The following is a 14924-nucleotide window of genomic DNA, read 5'->3' as shown; positions in this document are numbered from 1 at the left end:
CGATGCGGGAGAACACACCACTGCTCGATGTGCACGGCCTTTCCCTTGAGGTAGCACGAACGGGAATTCAGATACTCAAGACCATCAGCTTCAATGTCAAAGCGGGTGAAATCGTCGGAATTGTCGGCGAGTCCGGTTCCGGAAAGTCGATGGCAGCCCGCGCCGTCATTGCGCTCAATCCCCCAGCGGTACAGCGTGCCGCCGGAACGATATGTTTCGAAGGACGGGAAATCGGCAGCATGCACAAGCGCGATCTGCAGGCGTTGCGTGGCGCCCGGATCGGCATGGTTTTCCAGGAGCCGATGACATCGCTCAATCCATCGATGACGATCGGCCGCCAGCTGGAAGAGGGGCTGCGGCTGCACCGGCGGCTGACGGGACGACAACGCCATAGGCTGATTGTCGACATGCTGGCCCGGGTTGGCTTGAATGACCCGCAGACGGCACTCGCAGCCATGCCGCATCATTTTTCCGGCGGCATGCGCCAGCGTATCATGCTGGCTGCGGTGATGCTGCTCAAACCGGCCTTGCTGATTGCCGACGAGCCAACCACGGCATTGGATGCGGTGGTCCAGCGCGATGTGCTCGAACTGATGGTTGATCTCACGCGCGAGAACAACACGGCGGTTCTCATGATCAGCCACGATCTGGCGATGGTGGCAAAATATTCGGACCGTGCCGTGGTCATGTCGCAAGGCGAAATCGTCGAGCAGGGGGATACCCGGGATCTGCTGCGTGCGCCGAAGCATCCCTATACGCGCAAACTGCTTTCCGCCCTGCCGCACCGTATGCCTGCAAGGGCTGTGGAGATCTCGCCGGTGGCGCGGATCACTGTCGATCGCCTCATCGTCGACTTTGCCGCGCGCCGCAGCCTGTTGCGCAAGGGGCAGCCCAAGCGTGCCCTGAGCGGCGTCAGCCTGAGCGTTATGCCCGGAGAGGTCGTTGCGGTGGTCGGCGGATCTGGATCGGGCAAGACCACTTTGGGGCGCACCATCGCCGGATTGATCGAACCGACGGATGGCAAAATCCTTTTCAACGGCAAGTCGGTCCAGACATCGGCGGCCGATTACACGGAGTATCGGCTCAATTGTCAGATGGTGTTTCAGGACCCTTATTCGTCGCTTGATCCGCGCATGACGATCGGCAGCCTGATCGGGGAGGCACTTCGCCATTCGACGGAACTGACGAGCAAAGAAAAGAGCGCGCGTGTCGCGGAAGTTCTTGACGAAGTGGGCCTGTCTTCGGCGTTTGCTGCGCGTTTCCCGCACCAGCTGTCCGGCGGCCAGCGACAACGCGTGGCCATTGCCCGCGCCGTTGTCAGGCGGCCGCAATTCGTCATCGCCGACGAGCCGGTTTCGGCACTGGATGTGACAGTCCGCGCGCAGGTGCTCAAGCTGTTCGCCGAGCTGCAGCGAAAGCACGGCTTCTCGTGCCTGTTCATCAGCCATGATCTGGCTGTGGTCGAGCAGATCGCCGACCGGGTCATCGTCATGAACAACGGTGTCATTGTCGAAGAGGGCAGCCGTGATGCGATCTTCGACAATCCGCAACAGGACTATACCCGCAAACTGCTCCAGGCCATTCCCGCTCTGTTCAGCACCGACAATGGTGGCGTCGAACTGGGATGGCGTTTTGACGAAGTTGGCAGGAAATCAGCCGGTGGCCGGTCTTGAATCATTGTAGCGAGGAATAGCATGTCACCATCATCTGAAAACCGGGCGCAAGCGATCTATGATCTTGGCCGCACGGCCATTTTTGCCTGCAAATCCGATCCCCGGTTTCATTATTGCCTTTACGTGCCTCCCATCGTCGGCAAGGGCGGGAAGGTCGATCTTCTGGTGGCTGTGCACGGTACGGGACGCACATCGTTTCTCGATTTCCGCGATGGCTTTGCCGAATTCGGCCGGTGGAACGACTGCGCCATTCTTTGCCCCGTTTTCCCCGTCGGCGTCCGGGGCGATGACGCGCGCAGCGGCTACAAGTTCATGATCGAGGGCGATATCCGCTACGATCTGCTTCTTCTGGACATGGTTGCGGAGGTTGCCACAAAGTACCAGCAGAATTGGGATATGTTCGCCATGTTCGGGTTCTCCGGCGGCGGTCACTTCACCCACCGCTTTGCCATATTGCATCCGCAAAAACTTTGGGCCGCCTCAATCGGCGCGCCCGGTTCCGTGACCCTGCTTGATCCGGACAAGGACTGGTGGGTGGGTATCCGCAATCTGCAGGAACGGTTTGGCATCACCTTCGACCGGGATGCGCTGGCTCGTATCCCCATGCATATGGTCGTCGGCGATGCCGATCTGGAAACATGGGAAATCACCATTCCGGAGGGCAGTACAAACTGGATGCCAGGGGCAAACGATGCGGGGCGCACGCGGCCGGAACGGCTGTCGGCTCTTCGGCGCTCCTTTGAAGGTGCCGGTGTCTCCGTGAAATTCGATCTTGTTCCCGGTATTTCGCACGATCGCATGCAGGTGCTCGGCCATGTTCAGAATTTCCTTGCGGACATTTTGGCGGGCCGGCGTGCGGGATAGGTCGGGAGTATCCCGGCAGCGGCGCAGCACTGTGACTTATAGTTGCATTGAGTTGTGAAGTCCCTGCGCATTTACAATTAGTCCAACTCGTGCAGACTGGTCTGGCTGAAGAAGGGAGAGCGGTGCGCTGGGAGGCGCATGGCAAAATCTCATGTCGCTGCATTCGGATCATATTCGCGAAATCGAGACGGTGAGTCTGGGAGGCTCGACCAACCGTGATGAAACCGTGGTTGAATCCTGGTTGCGCTGCATCAAGCAGCACAGGCTGGACCCGGCACAGGCATGCGAGGCCTACATCGTTCCCGAAACCCAGTTGCGCGAGCATCGGCAGCAATCGGAGCAGTTGATTTCAATCGCGCGGTCGGGACTCGAAAACCTGTTTCGTCATGTTGCCGGTCAGAACTACGTGCTGCTTCTTTCCGATCGCGACGGGATCACCGTTGAATTCCTCGGCGATCCGCTGTTCGACAACAATCTGCGCAAGGCGGGTCTTTATCTCGGCTCGGAATGGTCGGAGGCGCGGGCAGGCACCTGTGCCGTTGGCTCCTGCCTGGAGACAGGCGAGCCGTTGACGATTCATCAGACCGATCATTTTGACAACACCCATACACCGCTGACCTGCACCGCCGCACCCATCTATGACGCGCAAGGGCAGTTTTCGGCCGTGCTTGATATTTCGCTGCTGCGTTCGCCGCAAATCAAGACGAGCCAGAACTTGGCGCTGCACCTGGTAACGGCTACGGCGCGGCGGATCGAGCTTGCCAATCTCATGGCCCAGACGCGCAATGAGTGGGTGTTGCGTTTTTCGCGCTCTCCTGAATTTCTCGACGTCGATCCGGAAGCGGCGATCTCGATCGACGGTGCGGGGCGAATTATCGGCATGACCCACGACGGCGCAAAGATCATGGCACGCGCGTCCGGGCTGGATTGGCGGCAGCCGGCGAATCTGATCGGGCAGTCCATATCGCGGTTTTTCGATATGGATGTCGACGATCTCGGCAATCTTACCCGCACGAGGCCGTCCGAAGACCGGCTGGTGTTCGCGCGGGACGGCAATGTTCTGTTTGCGCATGCGATAGAACCGCACTACCCATCGCGCGGTGCACCGATTGTTCAGGAGCGCATCCCCGCCTCGCTGCGCCGGTTGAGCGGCGGCGATCCGCATCTGGCTGGGCTGCAGACAAAGGCGGCAAAGCTTGCCGGCAAGTCATTGCCGATTCTGATCCAGGGCGAAACCGGTACAGGCAAGGAATATCTGGCGCGCGCCATCCATGACAGTAGTGGTGCCAGCGGACGCTTTATTGCCGTCAATTGTGCCGCCATGCCGGAGCAGCTTATCGAGAGCGAGCTGTTCGGTTATGCGCCGGGTGCCTTCACAGGAGCCTTGGCGAAGGGGCGCAAGGGGCTTGTCGAGGAAGCCGATGGCGGCACGTTGTTTCTCGATGAAATCGGTGACATGCCTTTGGCGCTGCAAAGCCGACTTCTGCGGGTACTGGCCGAAGGCGAGGTTTTGCCTCTCGGCGCATCGCGGGCCAAACCGGTCAATGTACGCATTCTCTCCGCATCCCACCGCGACCTTGCCGAACTCGTGCGCAACGGCACGTTCCGCCAGGACCTGTTCTATCGGCTGAACGCCGCCACCCTGTCACTGCCGGCACTGCGGGACCGCAGCGATTTTGATTGGCTGCTCGCGGAAATCCTGAAGAAATGCACGGCGGATACGGGTTCGGCTCCGGTCGTTTCCGCCGAAGCGAAGTTGGCGTTGCGGCGGCACAATTGGCCCGGCAATATCCGCGAACTTTTCAATGTTCTTGATGTTGCGGCGGCACTCTGTGAAAACGGGTGTGTAGACCTGACGGATCTTCCCGAGCACGTCCAGCGACAGGCCCAAAATCATCCGGTCAGCGCAGGCCGTGAACAGCATGATGAACACTCCCGGTTGACGGAAGCTCTGGCGGCAACGGACGGGAACATTTCCGCTGCGGCGCGCCTGCTTGGTGTCGACCGTTCAACCGTACACAGGCAGCTGCGCCGCGTCCGCCAAAAGGCAGCGCATTGATGTCAGGCCTGCCCTGGTGTTGCAACTGTTGCAGGGCGTCGCGCCACAGCTGTGGCGAATTGCAACAACCGCGCTGTCGCCAATTCTTCCTTCGTCATAAAAACGTTTGAAAGTCAGTCAGATAGAGGACGCTCCGGCTGCTGGCACGTTCCTTGCAATGCTTTCGCACACCAGCTGCGTGCGTTGATCGCACTGCTGGAAGCTTGATGCGAACAACAGACAGGCCTTGTCGCGAAACGGGGCCGGGAGGAATGAATGAAAGCACTGCGTTTCCATGCGGCGAAAGACCTTCGTCTTGAAAATATCGACGCGCCTTCGTCGGCGCCGCAGGCCGGGCAGGTATTGATCCGCAACCGGTTTGTCGGCATTTGCGGAACGGACCTGCACGAATATGTGTCGGGGCCCATCTTTATTCCGGTAGAACCGCATCCGTTCACCAGGGCCAGCGGGCCGCAGATTTTGGGGCATGAATTCGGCGGTGTCGTTGAAGCGGTCGGCGCGGGGGTGACGTCGGTTAAACCGGGCGATCGCGTTTCCGTCCAGCCTTTGATCATGCCGCGCTCCGGCGATTATTTTGCCGATCGCGGTCTTTTTCACCTGAGCACGGATCTGGCCTTGGCTGGGTTGAGCTGGCAGTCCGGCGGCATGGCGGAATATGCGCTCCTGAATGAATACAATGTGCAGCGCATCCCGGATGAAATGACCGACGAGGAAGCGGCGCTGGTCGAACCCACTGCCGTGGCGGTCTATGCCTGTGATCGCGGGGAGGTGACAGCCGGAAGCAGTGTTCTCGTGACCGGCGCGGGGCCGATTGGCGTGTTGACGCTGCTTGCGGCCCGAGCTGCCGGTGCCGCCCAACTGTTCCTCTCCGATATCAACGATACGCGGCTGGAACTGGCGGTCGGCATCCTGCCGGATTTGATCACCATCAACCCGAAGCGTGAGCTTGTCGGCGACATCGTCCGGTCGAGAACCGAAGGCGGTGTCGGTTGCGACGTTGCCATTGAATGCGTGGGCAACGAACACGCTTTGAAAGCCTGTACCGATGCCGTCCGCAAGCAGGGCGTGGTGGTGCAAACGGGCCTTCATCCGCACGAAAATCCGCTCGACTGGTTCCAGGTCACCTTCAAGGATATCGATATCCGCGGATCATGGGCCTACCCGACGCATTATTGGCCGCGGGTCATCAGACTGATCAGTTCTGGTCTCTTGCCTGCACATAAGGTCGTTACCAAGCGGATCACCCTGGATGAAGCGGTGACAGAGGGTTTCGATACCCTGCTTGATCCTGCGGGAAAGCATCTCAAAATATTGATCGATTTGACGTCATAGGTCAGGCGGGCTGGAGGAGCCCGCATCCGATCTAACAGAGTTCATACAATTGGCAGGCAGAATGGAGGAGATTTCATGCTTGACGACAGCCCCCACCAGAAGATTGAAACGGTACTCGGGAAGCTCGAAAAGGCTTTCGCGAACGGCGATATTGAAGCGGCAGTCAACCTGTTTCAGGAGGACTGCTACTGGCGTGATCTTGTCACGTTCACATGGAACCTGAAGACCCTTGAAGGCCATGATCAGATCCGTGCGATGCTGACCGAACAGCTGGCGCGCATCAAACCGCATGACCTGCGGCAGGATCTGAACGAAGTTGCCACCGAGGATGATGGTGTCACCCAGGGCTGGATCGAATTTGATACCGGCGCGGCGCGGGGATACGGGCACATCCGCCTCAAGAACGGCCGCATATGGTCGCTGCTGACGACCATGTCCGAATTGAAGGGACATGAGGAACCAAAGGGTTTTCTGCGGCCCATGGGTGCGCAGCATGGCAGCGAACCTGGACGGAAGAGCTGGAAGGAAAAGCGCGAGACGGAAGCGGCTGAGCTTGGCTACTCCGTCCAGCCCTATTGCCTCATCATTGGTGGCGGACAGGGCGGGATCGCCCTTGGGGCCCGGTTGCGGCAGCTTGGCGTACCAACCATCATCATCGAAAAGAACGAGCGGCCGGGGGACAGCTGGCGCAAGCGCTACAAGTCTTTGTGCCTGCACGATCCGGTCTGGTACGACCATCTGCCCTACATCCCGTTCCCCGATAACTGGCCGGTTTTTGCTCCCAAGGACAAGATCGGCGACTGGCTCGAGATGTACACGAAAGTGATGGAGCTGAATTACTGGAGCTCGACGGTTTGCAAGTCGGCACAGTTCGACGAAGCACGCAATGAATGGACCGTCATCGTCGAGCGGGATGGGAAGGAGATCACGCTGCGGCCGAAACAGCTTGTCCTGGCAACCGGCATGTCCGGCAAAGCCAACTGGCCGAAATTCAAGGGAATGGATGTGTTCAAGGGCGAGCAGCAGCATTCGTCCCAGCATCCCGGCCCTGAAGCCTATGCGGGCAAGAAAGTCGTGGTCGTGGGGTCCAACAATTCCGCCCACGATATCTGCGCAGCGCTGTGGGAAGCGGGCGCTGATGTCACCATGCTGCAGCGCTCCTCGACCCACATTGTCAAATCCGATTCCCTGATGGAAATCGGCCTGGGCGATCTTTATTCCGAGCGCGCCGTCGCCAACGGCATGACCACACGCAAGGCTGATCTGATCTTTGCCTCGCTGCCCTATCGCATCATGCATGAGTTCCAGAAGCCGGTTTACGACAAGATCCGTCAGAAGGATGCGGCCTTCTACGAGCGGCTGGAAAAGGCTGGCTTCATGCTGGACTTCGGTGACGATGAGTCCGGACTGTTCATGAAGTATCTGCGCCGCGGTTCCGGCTATTACATCGATGTCGGTGCTTGCGACCTTATCGCCGACGGCAAGATCAAGCTGATCAGCGGCGTGAATATCCGCGAACTGAATGAAGGCGGTATCGTGTTGGACGATGGGCGGGAACTCCCGGCCGATCTGATTGTCTATGCCACCGGTTACGGCTCGATGAACGGCTGGGCGGCGGACCTGATCTCGCGCGAAGTTGCCGACAAGGTCGGAAAGTGCTGGGGGCTCGGTTCGGACACCACGAAGGACCCTGGACCGTGGGAAGGCGAACAGCGCAATATGTGGAAGCCGACGCAGCAGCAGGCCCTGTGGTTCCATGGCGGAAATCTGCACCAGTCACGCCATTACTCACAGTACCTGTCGCTCCAGCTGAAGGCCCGCATGGAAGGTATTCCGACACCGGTCTATGGTCTTCAAACGGTGCATCACCTGTCCTAGCGTGAAAACAACGCAGCATGCGGCCGTGTGGCCGCGTGCTGCTTCACCCGCCATGGCGCACCCTTGACCGAAAAGCAAACTAGCTTACCCTAGGGTCAGGACGCCTGGACTTTGGGAGGAGACCGATGGCTTCGCGGTACGATGGACAGCATGCGGAACACATCCAGTCCGCCCTTCTGGGAAGCGCCGCTGCGCAATCTGCGCTCGTTGCCTCCTGGGGGCGCTCCATGCGTCTCTACGGGCTTAATCCTGAAGAGGGGACGCCGCCGGATTTTTTGAGCGAACGGGAACTGACGGACGCCCGCGAACGGCTGGGATCATTGATCACCACCGCGCAGGCGACGCTGGACCGTCTCTATTCCGCCGTTGGCGGTGCCGGATGCTGCGTGCTCCTGGCGGATAAGGACGGCGTGCCGGTTGACCGCCGCGGCAGCGTTTCGGACGATGCAACCTTCTGCAAGATCGGTCTGTGGACCGGAGCGGTGTGGAGCGAAGAACGCGAAGGCACGAACGGCATTGGAACCGCCCTGGCCGAACAGCGGGCTTTAACAATTCATCGGGATCAGCATTTCCGCAGCCGCAATACGGCCTTGTCCTGCACCGTTGCCCCCATATTCGATCATTGCGGGCGCCTGATGGCGGCCATTGACGTATCATCCGCGCGTCACGACCTCACGGAAGATTTCGTCAAACTGATCGCCATGGCTGTCGTTGATGCCGCGCGCCGCGTGGAAGCGGAAAATTTTCGTCTGGCCTTCCCCAAGGCGCGGATCATGCTCGCCAAGCTCGGGCCGGATGTGAGCTATGAGCGCAGTGCCAGCGCGCTGATTGCCGTCGATGAAGACGACCTTGTCATCGGGGCTTCCCGCACTGTCCGGCATGTTCTGGGTCTCACCGATGAATCCTTGAGCAAGCCGCTGCCGGCGGCCAGTCTCCTGGGGCAAAGCATGGATGTCGAGCAGGAATTTGCTGCCGCCGAGCGCAGCGTCATCCAGCGCGTGCTTGCCAAAGCCGACGGCAATATCTCGGTTGCCGCCACGATGATGGGTATGGGGCGTGCCACCCTGCATCGCAAGTTGAAGAAACTCGGTATTCACTGACGCTGCGGCGTATTCGCTGATTGCCACCGGCAATTGTCTCAAAAGTGAGACAATGCGCTCGCCCGCATGGACCATGCGGGATGACACCCGCACCTCCGCGCGCGATCCTCTCCGGGCCGCAGGAGGCGGTATCAATCAGCGTGCAGATGGCCTTCCCGAAGTTTTCACGGCGCGGAGGGCCCTGCAACAGGGAGGAACACCATGAACAAGGTAGAATTCAACCGCACCATTCGACCCAATTTCAAGAAGCGCTACGGCAATTTCATCGGCGGCAAGTTTGTCGAGCCGAAGTCGGGACGGTATTTCGATAATACCTCGCCGGTGAACGGCCAGGTCCTGTGCGAAATTGCCCGGTCCGACGCCAGCGATGTCGAGGCAGCCCTCGATGCGGCCCATGCGGCCAAGGATGCGTGGGGCCGCACGAGCGTTGCCGAACGCAGCGTCATCCTCAACAAGATCGCGCAGGTCATGGAGGACAATCTGACACTGCTGGCGCAGGCCGAGACCTGGGACAACGGCAAGCCGATCCGCGAGACGACCGCCGCAGACCTGCCACTCGCGATTGATCACCTGCGTTACTTCGCTGGCGTGATCCGGGCGCAGGAGGGCAGCATTTCCGAGATTGACCATGATACCGTCGCCTATCACTTCCACGAGCCGCTGGGCGTTGTCGGCCAGATCATCCCGTGGAATTTCCCGCTCCTGATGGCGATCTGGAAACTCGCGCCGGCACTGGCCGCCGGCAATTGCGTGGTGCTGAAACCGGCGGAACAGACACCGGCTTCCATTCTGGTGCTGGCCGAACTGATCGGTGATCTCCTGCCGCCGGGCGTTCTGAACATCGTCAACGGCTTTGGCCTCGAGGCAGGCAAGCCCCTTGCATCCAGTCCGCGCATCGCCAAGATTGCCTTTACCGGCGAGACGACAACCGGCCGCCTGATCATGCAGTATGCCAGCCAGAACCTCATTCCGGTGACCTTGGAGCTGGGCGGCAAGTCACCCAACATTTTCTTCAAGGATGTGACGTCCGACGATGACGATTTCTTCGACAAGGCGATTGAAGGCTTCGTCATGTTTGCCCTCAATCAGGGCGAGGTCTGCACCTGCCCGAGCCGCGCCCTCATTCATGAATCCATTTACGACAAGTTCATGGAACGCGCGCTGAAGCGTGTCGAGGCGATCGTTCAGGGTGACCCGCTTGATCCCGCGACGATGATCGGTGCCCAGGCGTCCGGCGAGCAGCTGGAGAAAATCCTGTCCTACATCGATATCGGCAAGCAGGAAGGCGCTGAAGTGCTGACCGGCGGTGAGCGCAACGCGTTGGCCGGCGATCTCGCCGGCGGTTTCTATGTGAAGCCGACGGTGTTCAGGGGCCATAACCGGATGCGTATTTTCCAGGAGGAAATCTTTGGTCCGGTCGTTTCGGTCACCACCTTCAAGGACAATGACGAAGCGCTGTCGATTGCCAACGATACGCTTTATGGCCTGGGTGCCGGCATATGGGGCCGGGATGCAAACACCTGCTACCGCTTCGGTCGGGCCATTCAGGCCGGGCGCGTCTGGACCAACTGCTACCATGCCTATCCGGCCCATGCGGCATTCGGCGGATACAAGCAGTCGGGCATCGGCCGGGAAAACCACCTGAAGATGCTGGATCATTATCAGCAGACCAAGAACATGCTGGTCAGCTACAGCCCGAAGAAGCTCGGATTCTTCTGAGCACTCTGACGTTGCAAAGCTGGCGGCGCCTGCGCGGCGCTGCCAGCGTCACCATTGGGGAAGCATCATGCAAAATCAGGTCAGTGCCACGACCGCTGCTCTCGATCTCATTCGGACGCTGCAGGCGGAATACGGGCCGATCATGTTTCACCAGTCGGGCGGCTGTTGCGACGGCTCGTCGCCGATGTGCTACGCGCAAGGGGACTTCATCGTCGGCGACCAGGACGTCTGTCTGGGTGAAATCGGCGGCGCACCGGTCTATATCAGCGCCTCCCAATATGGCGTGTGGAAACATACCGAACTGATCATCGATGTCGTGCCGGGCCGCGGCGGCATGTTCTCGCTCGACAATGGCCGCGAAGTGCGGTTCCTGACGCGCTCGAAAGTGTGCGTCGTGTCTCCGCTTGAGACGAGATAGTGAGCCGTCGGTTGATTAAAACTGACTGGTACGGCCCGTCGGGTTTGGTTGCCGAACCCGATCTCGCCTATGCCCGGATATCGCCGCAACGCCCGGCAACCGGCTCGGCGCCATAGACAGTCCTTGTCGCCGGCTCCATGCCCCTGAATTGCACCCGGTCGACATTCTTCATCCTGCCACAGCAATAGTTCGATTTTTGGCGTTGCACGCTTGACAAGTTTGACAAGACGTTATTAGTTCGGTGATAGAACGAACTAAATATGTGAGGCTGTGTTGAACGAAGCTGTGCGCCTGTCCCGTAAGTTCTCCCAGCGGGCTGTAATCGAAGCTATCGTGCAGGGTAGTCCGATTTCGCGGGCCTCGATCTCCAAGCAGACAGGCCTGTCGAAACAGACGATTTCGGAGATTGTCCGCCAGCTGGAAGCGGAAGGCTGGGTTCAGGAAACCGGACGTACGAGCGGTCACGTCGGGCGCACCGCGGTTACCTATGAGCTCATTCCAAGCGCAGCCTACATCGCCGCCGTTGATCTGGGCGGCACGAAGGTACGTGTGGCCATCGTCGATCTGGCCTGCCAGGTCTTTGCCGAGGATACGGCACCGACGGATCCGAGGGGCGGGCAGGCGGTTATCGACCAGATCGCAAACATGTGTTTTCACGCGGCCGCTCGTCAGGCTATCCCGCGCGAGAAGATCAGGCTTGCCGTCGTCGGTGCGCCGGGTGCGCCGGACAGCGATACCGGCCGTATCCTGCTTGCGCCCAATATTGCCGGCTTCGACACCATGGATGTGGCAACAGCATTTGAACGCGCGTTCGGCGTTGACGTCATGCTGGAGAACGATGTCAATCTCGCCGTCATCGGTGAGAACTGGCTGGGCCAGGGCCAAGGCATCGACAATCTTGCCTATATTGCGCTGGGAACCGGTATCGGCGGCGGCCTCATGGTGGGCGGGCAACTGGTGCGCGGCAATATTCATGCGGCGGGCGAACTCGGCTTTCTGCCCTTCGGTTCCGATCCGTTCGATCCGGAATCCCTGAGCGCAGGCGCCTTCGAGCGCGCGGTCGCCTCGATGAGCATCATCGAGCGTTACAGGGCCCTGTCGGGGATATCATTGGGTGTACCCGCTATTTTTGAGGCCGCAACGGCAGGCGATGCCAATGCCAACAGGGTTCTCGATGACACTGCCCGCCTTCTTGCGCGCGGAATCGGCGCCATTGCCGCCATTGCCAATCCGGAAAAAGTCATCCTCGGCGGTTCAATCGGCCTGCGGCCGGAGATGCTGTCGCGGGTAAAAGACCTGCTGCCACGCTGTTTTCCCTATCCGATCGATGTCGAGGCCAGTGTGCTTGGGTCGCGTGCCGCCATTATCGGCGCTGCCGCCATAGGGTTGGGGCACCTGCACAATACGCTCTTCGGTGCCGATGCGCCCGATAGCCGTATCTCGCTTCCACCCGCCAGCACAGTCACATTGCGGGAGGTCGTATGATGAAGGATGCAAGCAATCTCGCCTCGCGGTTACGCGAGGTTCTCGATGCCGATGACGCCGTGGCACTGCTGCGGGGTGCAATCGGGCGCAACAGCATCACCGGAAATGAAGCAAATTTTGTTGCCTATCTGAACGAACAGATGCGCGCCCGTGCGCTCACCGCCATTGAAACCGCTGATTTTCTGCCGGGGCGCCCGAATATCTGGGGCGAGCGCCGGGGCAATGGCGGTGGAAAGCGGCTCCTGTTCATCGGCCATACGGATACAGTCCATGTCGATGGCTGGGCCGAACATTGGGCGGGAGCCGCGCATGCGGACCCGTTCGCCGCTCCCGTCATCGACGGCCAAATCTGGGGCAGGGGTGCCGGAGACCTGAAAGCGGGCATATGCACCGCGCTTGCCGCACTATCGCTGCTGGACAAGGCCGGTATCCGGCTAGCCGGGGATGTCGCCTTCGCCTTTGTCGGGGACGAGGAGAGCGGGCAGCCGGGAACGGGCGTCTCGGCGGGCATCAAGGATTATGTCGCGCGCATCGAGGCAGGCGCCATCCCGAAGCCGGACTTTACCGTCTATGTCGAGCCGACCCAGCTGTCAGTCTATTCGGCACAGATCGGCTTTTTCATCGCCGACATCACGGTAACCGGAAAGTCGGCTTATTTCGGTGTGCCGGAGCTCGGAAGGGATGCGTTGAAGGCGAGTCATGCCATCATGTCGGCCCTGTGGAACCATTCTGACGCGGTGGCGGCGCGCGCGGAGCATGACCTCATCGGCCGCGGCTTCCTGTTGATTACCGGGCTGAAGGGCGGCGGCTTCATTGCTGTTCCAGAGGAGTGCACGCTTTCGCTGATCCGCAAGCTTTTACCGGGTGAATCCCTCGATACGGCTGCAGCGGAGATGGAAGCTGTCATTCGCGGCGCGGTGACCGATCCGGATATCAGGATCGACATCTCCTATCCGGCGGGCCGCGACCATCCGCTGGGCGGCACCGCCGCCGAGATCGACCGGCATGCGCCGGAGGTTGCAATGCTGTCAAAGGCCGTTGCCGATGCAATGCAAGGGCGCGGCGTGATCGAGGGCGCGCCTTTCTGGTCCGAGTCACCATTCTTCGTCAATCAACTGGGAACGCCGGCGGTGTACTGCGCCCCGGGCGATATCCGCAACTGCCACACCTATGAGGAACGCGTCGACGTGGAGGAATACCTGGCCGGAATCGTCGCGTTTGCCAGCTTTATCGCCAAATACTGCGGCGTTATTGAATGACCAACGACACCACAATAATAAAAAGGGAACATTCCAATGCTTGTGAAAAGATTTCTGAATGCAACGGCTCTGACCTGTTTCTTGCTGTCGGCTTCTGCGTCATTTGCGCAGACAGTCGGACCGTCGGGAGAAGCGGCAACGCCAAGCTCCGCCATTACCCTGTCTGATGCCGATTTCGCCTCGCTGAAAGACAAGGGCTACAAGGCGGCCCTGCTCTGGCATACATCATCGGATTTCGTGAATGCTGTTTCAGCTGGCGCAAAGGATGAGTTTGCCCGCGCCGGTGTGAAAGTCGTTGTCACGACAGATGCCGGTTTTGATGCCGCGCGCCAGCGCAGCGATATCGAAACGGCGCTTGCCGCCAAGCCCGATGTTGTCCTGGCTCTGCCGCTTGATCCGGTGACCTCGGCCGAGGCCTTCAAGCAGGCGATTGCCGATCATACCAAGCTTGTGTTCCTGTCGAATGTACCGGCGGGTTACAAGCAAGGCTCCGATTATGCGGCCATTGTGACGGATGACCTCTTCCAGATGGGCAAGCAGGCGGCCGATGCCCTGGCGAAATCCATCGGCGGCAAAGGCAGGGTTGGCTGGATTTTCCACGATGCTACCTATTATGTCACCAACCAGCGCGACAATGCGTTCAAATCGACAATCGAGAAAGACTATCCGGACATCAAGATCGTTGCCCAAAAGGGTATTTCGGATCCATCACGCGCCGAGGAACTGGCAAGTGCGATGCTGCTGCAGAACCCTGATCTTGACGGCATCTATGTGACCTGGGCGGAGCCCGCCGACGGCGTGCTTGCTGCCTTGCGCGCTGCCGGAAACACCAAGACGAAGATCGTCACGCTCGATCTTGCCGAGCCCGTGGGTCTCGATATGGCCAAGGGCGGCAATGTGACGGCGCTGGTTGCCGACAAAGCCTACGAGCTTGGCCGCACAATGGCGGCGACAGGCCTGAAATCCCTGCTCAATCAGGCAACACCGCCTTTTATCGTCGCTCCGGCATTGACCGTAACCAAAGAGACCATCGCTTCAGGCTGGAAGGAATCGCTCAACCGCGATGCACCGCAATCCATCCTCGACGCCGTGAAATAGCGCGAAGCAGTACGGTTCAACTTTCGACAAACCAATCAA

Annotated in this window: 11 protein-coding genes; all 11 read left to right on the top strand. The window is 59.8% G+C overall.

Annotation, left to right across the window (positions count from 1 at the left end; translation table 11 throughout):
• Positions 1-2 precede the first annotated feature (2 nt).
• Complete coding sequence (locus ACZ5FP_RS21530; RefSeq protein ID WP_464664106.1) at positions 3-1673, top strand: dipeptide ABC transporter ATP-binding protein; 1671 nt, start codon at positions 3-5, stop codon at positions 1671-1673.
• 21 nt (positions 1674-1694) lie between these two features.
• Positions 1695-2537, top strand: a complete 843-nt coding sequence (locus ACZ5FP_RS21525; protein ID WP_464664105.1) for an alpha/beta hydrolase family protein — start codon at positions 1695-1697, stop codon at positions 2535-2537.
• Positions 2538-2688: 151 nt separating this feature from the next.
• Entirely contained in the window at positions 2689-4596 is a 1908-nt protein-coding gene (locus ACZ5FP_RS21520; protein ID WP_464664104.1) for a sigma-54-dependent Fis family transcriptional regulator, read from the top strand.
• A 255-nt stretch (positions 4597-4851) separates the two neighbouring features.
• Complete coding sequence (locus ACZ5FP_RS21515; protein WP_464664101.1) at positions 4852-5928, top strand: 2,3-butanediol dehydrogenase; 1077 nt, start codon at positions 4852-4854, stop codon at positions 5926-5928.
• 75 nt (positions 5929-6003) lie between these two features.
• Positions 6004-7806 (top strand): NAD(P)/FAD-dependent oxidoreductase, encoded by a 1803-nt coding sequence (locus ACZ5FP_RS21510; RefSeq protein ID WP_464664099.1) that lies wholly within the window; start codon positions 6004-6006, stop codon positions 7804-7806.
• A gap of 125 nt (positions 7807-7931) precedes the next feature.
• The gene (locus ACZ5FP_RS21505) at positions 7932-8906 is read left to right on the top strand and encodes a GAF domain-containing protein (protein ID WP_346306427.1); all 975 of its coding nucleotides are present in this window, start codon (positions 7932-7934) and stop codon (positions 8904-8906) included.
• 201 nt (positions 8907-9107) lie between these two features.
• On the top strand, positions 9108-10625 hold the full coding sequence (gene adh / locus ACZ5FP_RS21500) for an aldehyde dehydrogenase (protein ID WP_464664098.1): 1518 nt from the start codon (positions 9108-9110) through the stop codon (positions 10623-10625).
• Between the two features lie 67 nt (positions 10626-10692).
• Positions 10693-11043 (top strand): DUF779 domain-containing protein, encoded by a 351-nt coding sequence (locus ACZ5FP_RS21495; RefSeq protein WP_464664096.1) that lies wholly within the window; start codon positions 10693-10695, stop codon positions 11041-11043.
• Positions 11044-11316: 273 nt separating this feature from the next.
• Positions 11317-12528, top strand: coding sequence for an ROK family transcriptional regulator (locus ACZ5FP_RS21490; protein WP_464664094.1), 1212 nt, complete (start codon positions 11317-11319; stop codon positions 12526-12528).
• Positions 12525-13787: a M20 family metallopeptidase gene (locus ACZ5FP_RS21485; protein WP_464664093.1), complete on the top strand. Its 1263-nt coding sequence runs from the start codon at positions 12525-12527 to the stop codon at positions 13785-13787. The genes ACZ5FP_RS21490 and ACZ5FP_RS21485 overlap by 4 nt, the downstream gene beginning before the upstream one ends.
• 36 nt (positions 13788-13823) lie before the next feature.
• A complete protein-coding gene (locus ACZ5FP_RS21480) occupies positions 13824-14885 on the top strand; it encodes a substrate-binding domain-containing protein (protein ID WP_464664091.1) in 1062 nt (353 codons plus the stop codon).
• The last annotated feature ends 39 nt before the right edge of the window (positions 14886-14924 follow it).

The organism is Phyllobacterium sp. T2-21, assembly GCF_055378485.1.
The sequence above is the reverse complement of the archived record's forward strand: the minus strand, read 5'-3'. Positions and strand labels throughout refer to the sequence as shown.

What these genes read in the sequence shown, in the direction of transcription:
- ACZ5FP_RS21530 (WP_464664106.1), top strand. Translation starts at nt 3, where the DNA reads ATGCGGGAGAACACACCACTGCTCGATGTGCACGGCCTTTCCCTTGAG.
- ACZ5FP_RS21525 (WP_464664105.1), top strand. Translation starts at nt 1,695, where the DNA reads ATGTCACCATCATCTGAAAACCGGGCGCAAGCGATCTATGATCTTGGC.
- ACZ5FP_RS21520 (WP_464664104.1), top strand. Translation starts at nt 2,689, where the DNA reads ATGTCGCTGCATTCGGATCATATTCGCGAAATCGAGACGGTGAGTCTG.
- ACZ5FP_RS21515 (WP_464664101.1), top strand. Translation starts at nt 4,852, where the DNA reads ATGAAAGCACTGCGTTTCCATGCGGCGAAAGACCTTCGTCTTGAAAAT.
- ACZ5FP_RS21510 (WP_464664099.1), top strand. Translation starts at nt 6,004, where the DNA reads ATGCTTGACGACAGCCCCCACCAGAAGATTGAAACGGTACTCGGGAAG.
- ACZ5FP_RS21505 (WP_346306427.1), top strand. Translation starts at nt 7,932, where the DNA reads ATGGCTTCGCGGTACGATGGACAGCATGCGGAACACATCCAGTCCGCC.
- adh (WP_464664098.1), top strand. Translation starts at nt 9,108, where the DNA reads ATGAACAAGGTAGAATTCAACCGCACCATTCGACCCAATTTCAAGAAG.
- ACZ5FP_RS21495 (WP_464664096.1), top strand. Translation starts at nt 10,693, where the DNA reads ATGCAAAATCAGGTCAGTGCCACGACCGCTGCTCTCGATCTCATTCGG.
- ACZ5FP_RS21485 (WP_464664093.1), top strand. Translation starts at nt 12,525, where the DNA reads ATGATGAAGGATGCAAGCAATCTCGCCTCGCGGTTACGCGAGGTTCTC.
- ACZ5FP_RS21480 (WP_464664091.1), top strand. Translation starts at nt 13,824, where the DNA reads ATGCTTGTGAAAAGATTTCTGAATGCAACGGCTCTGACCTGTTTCTTG.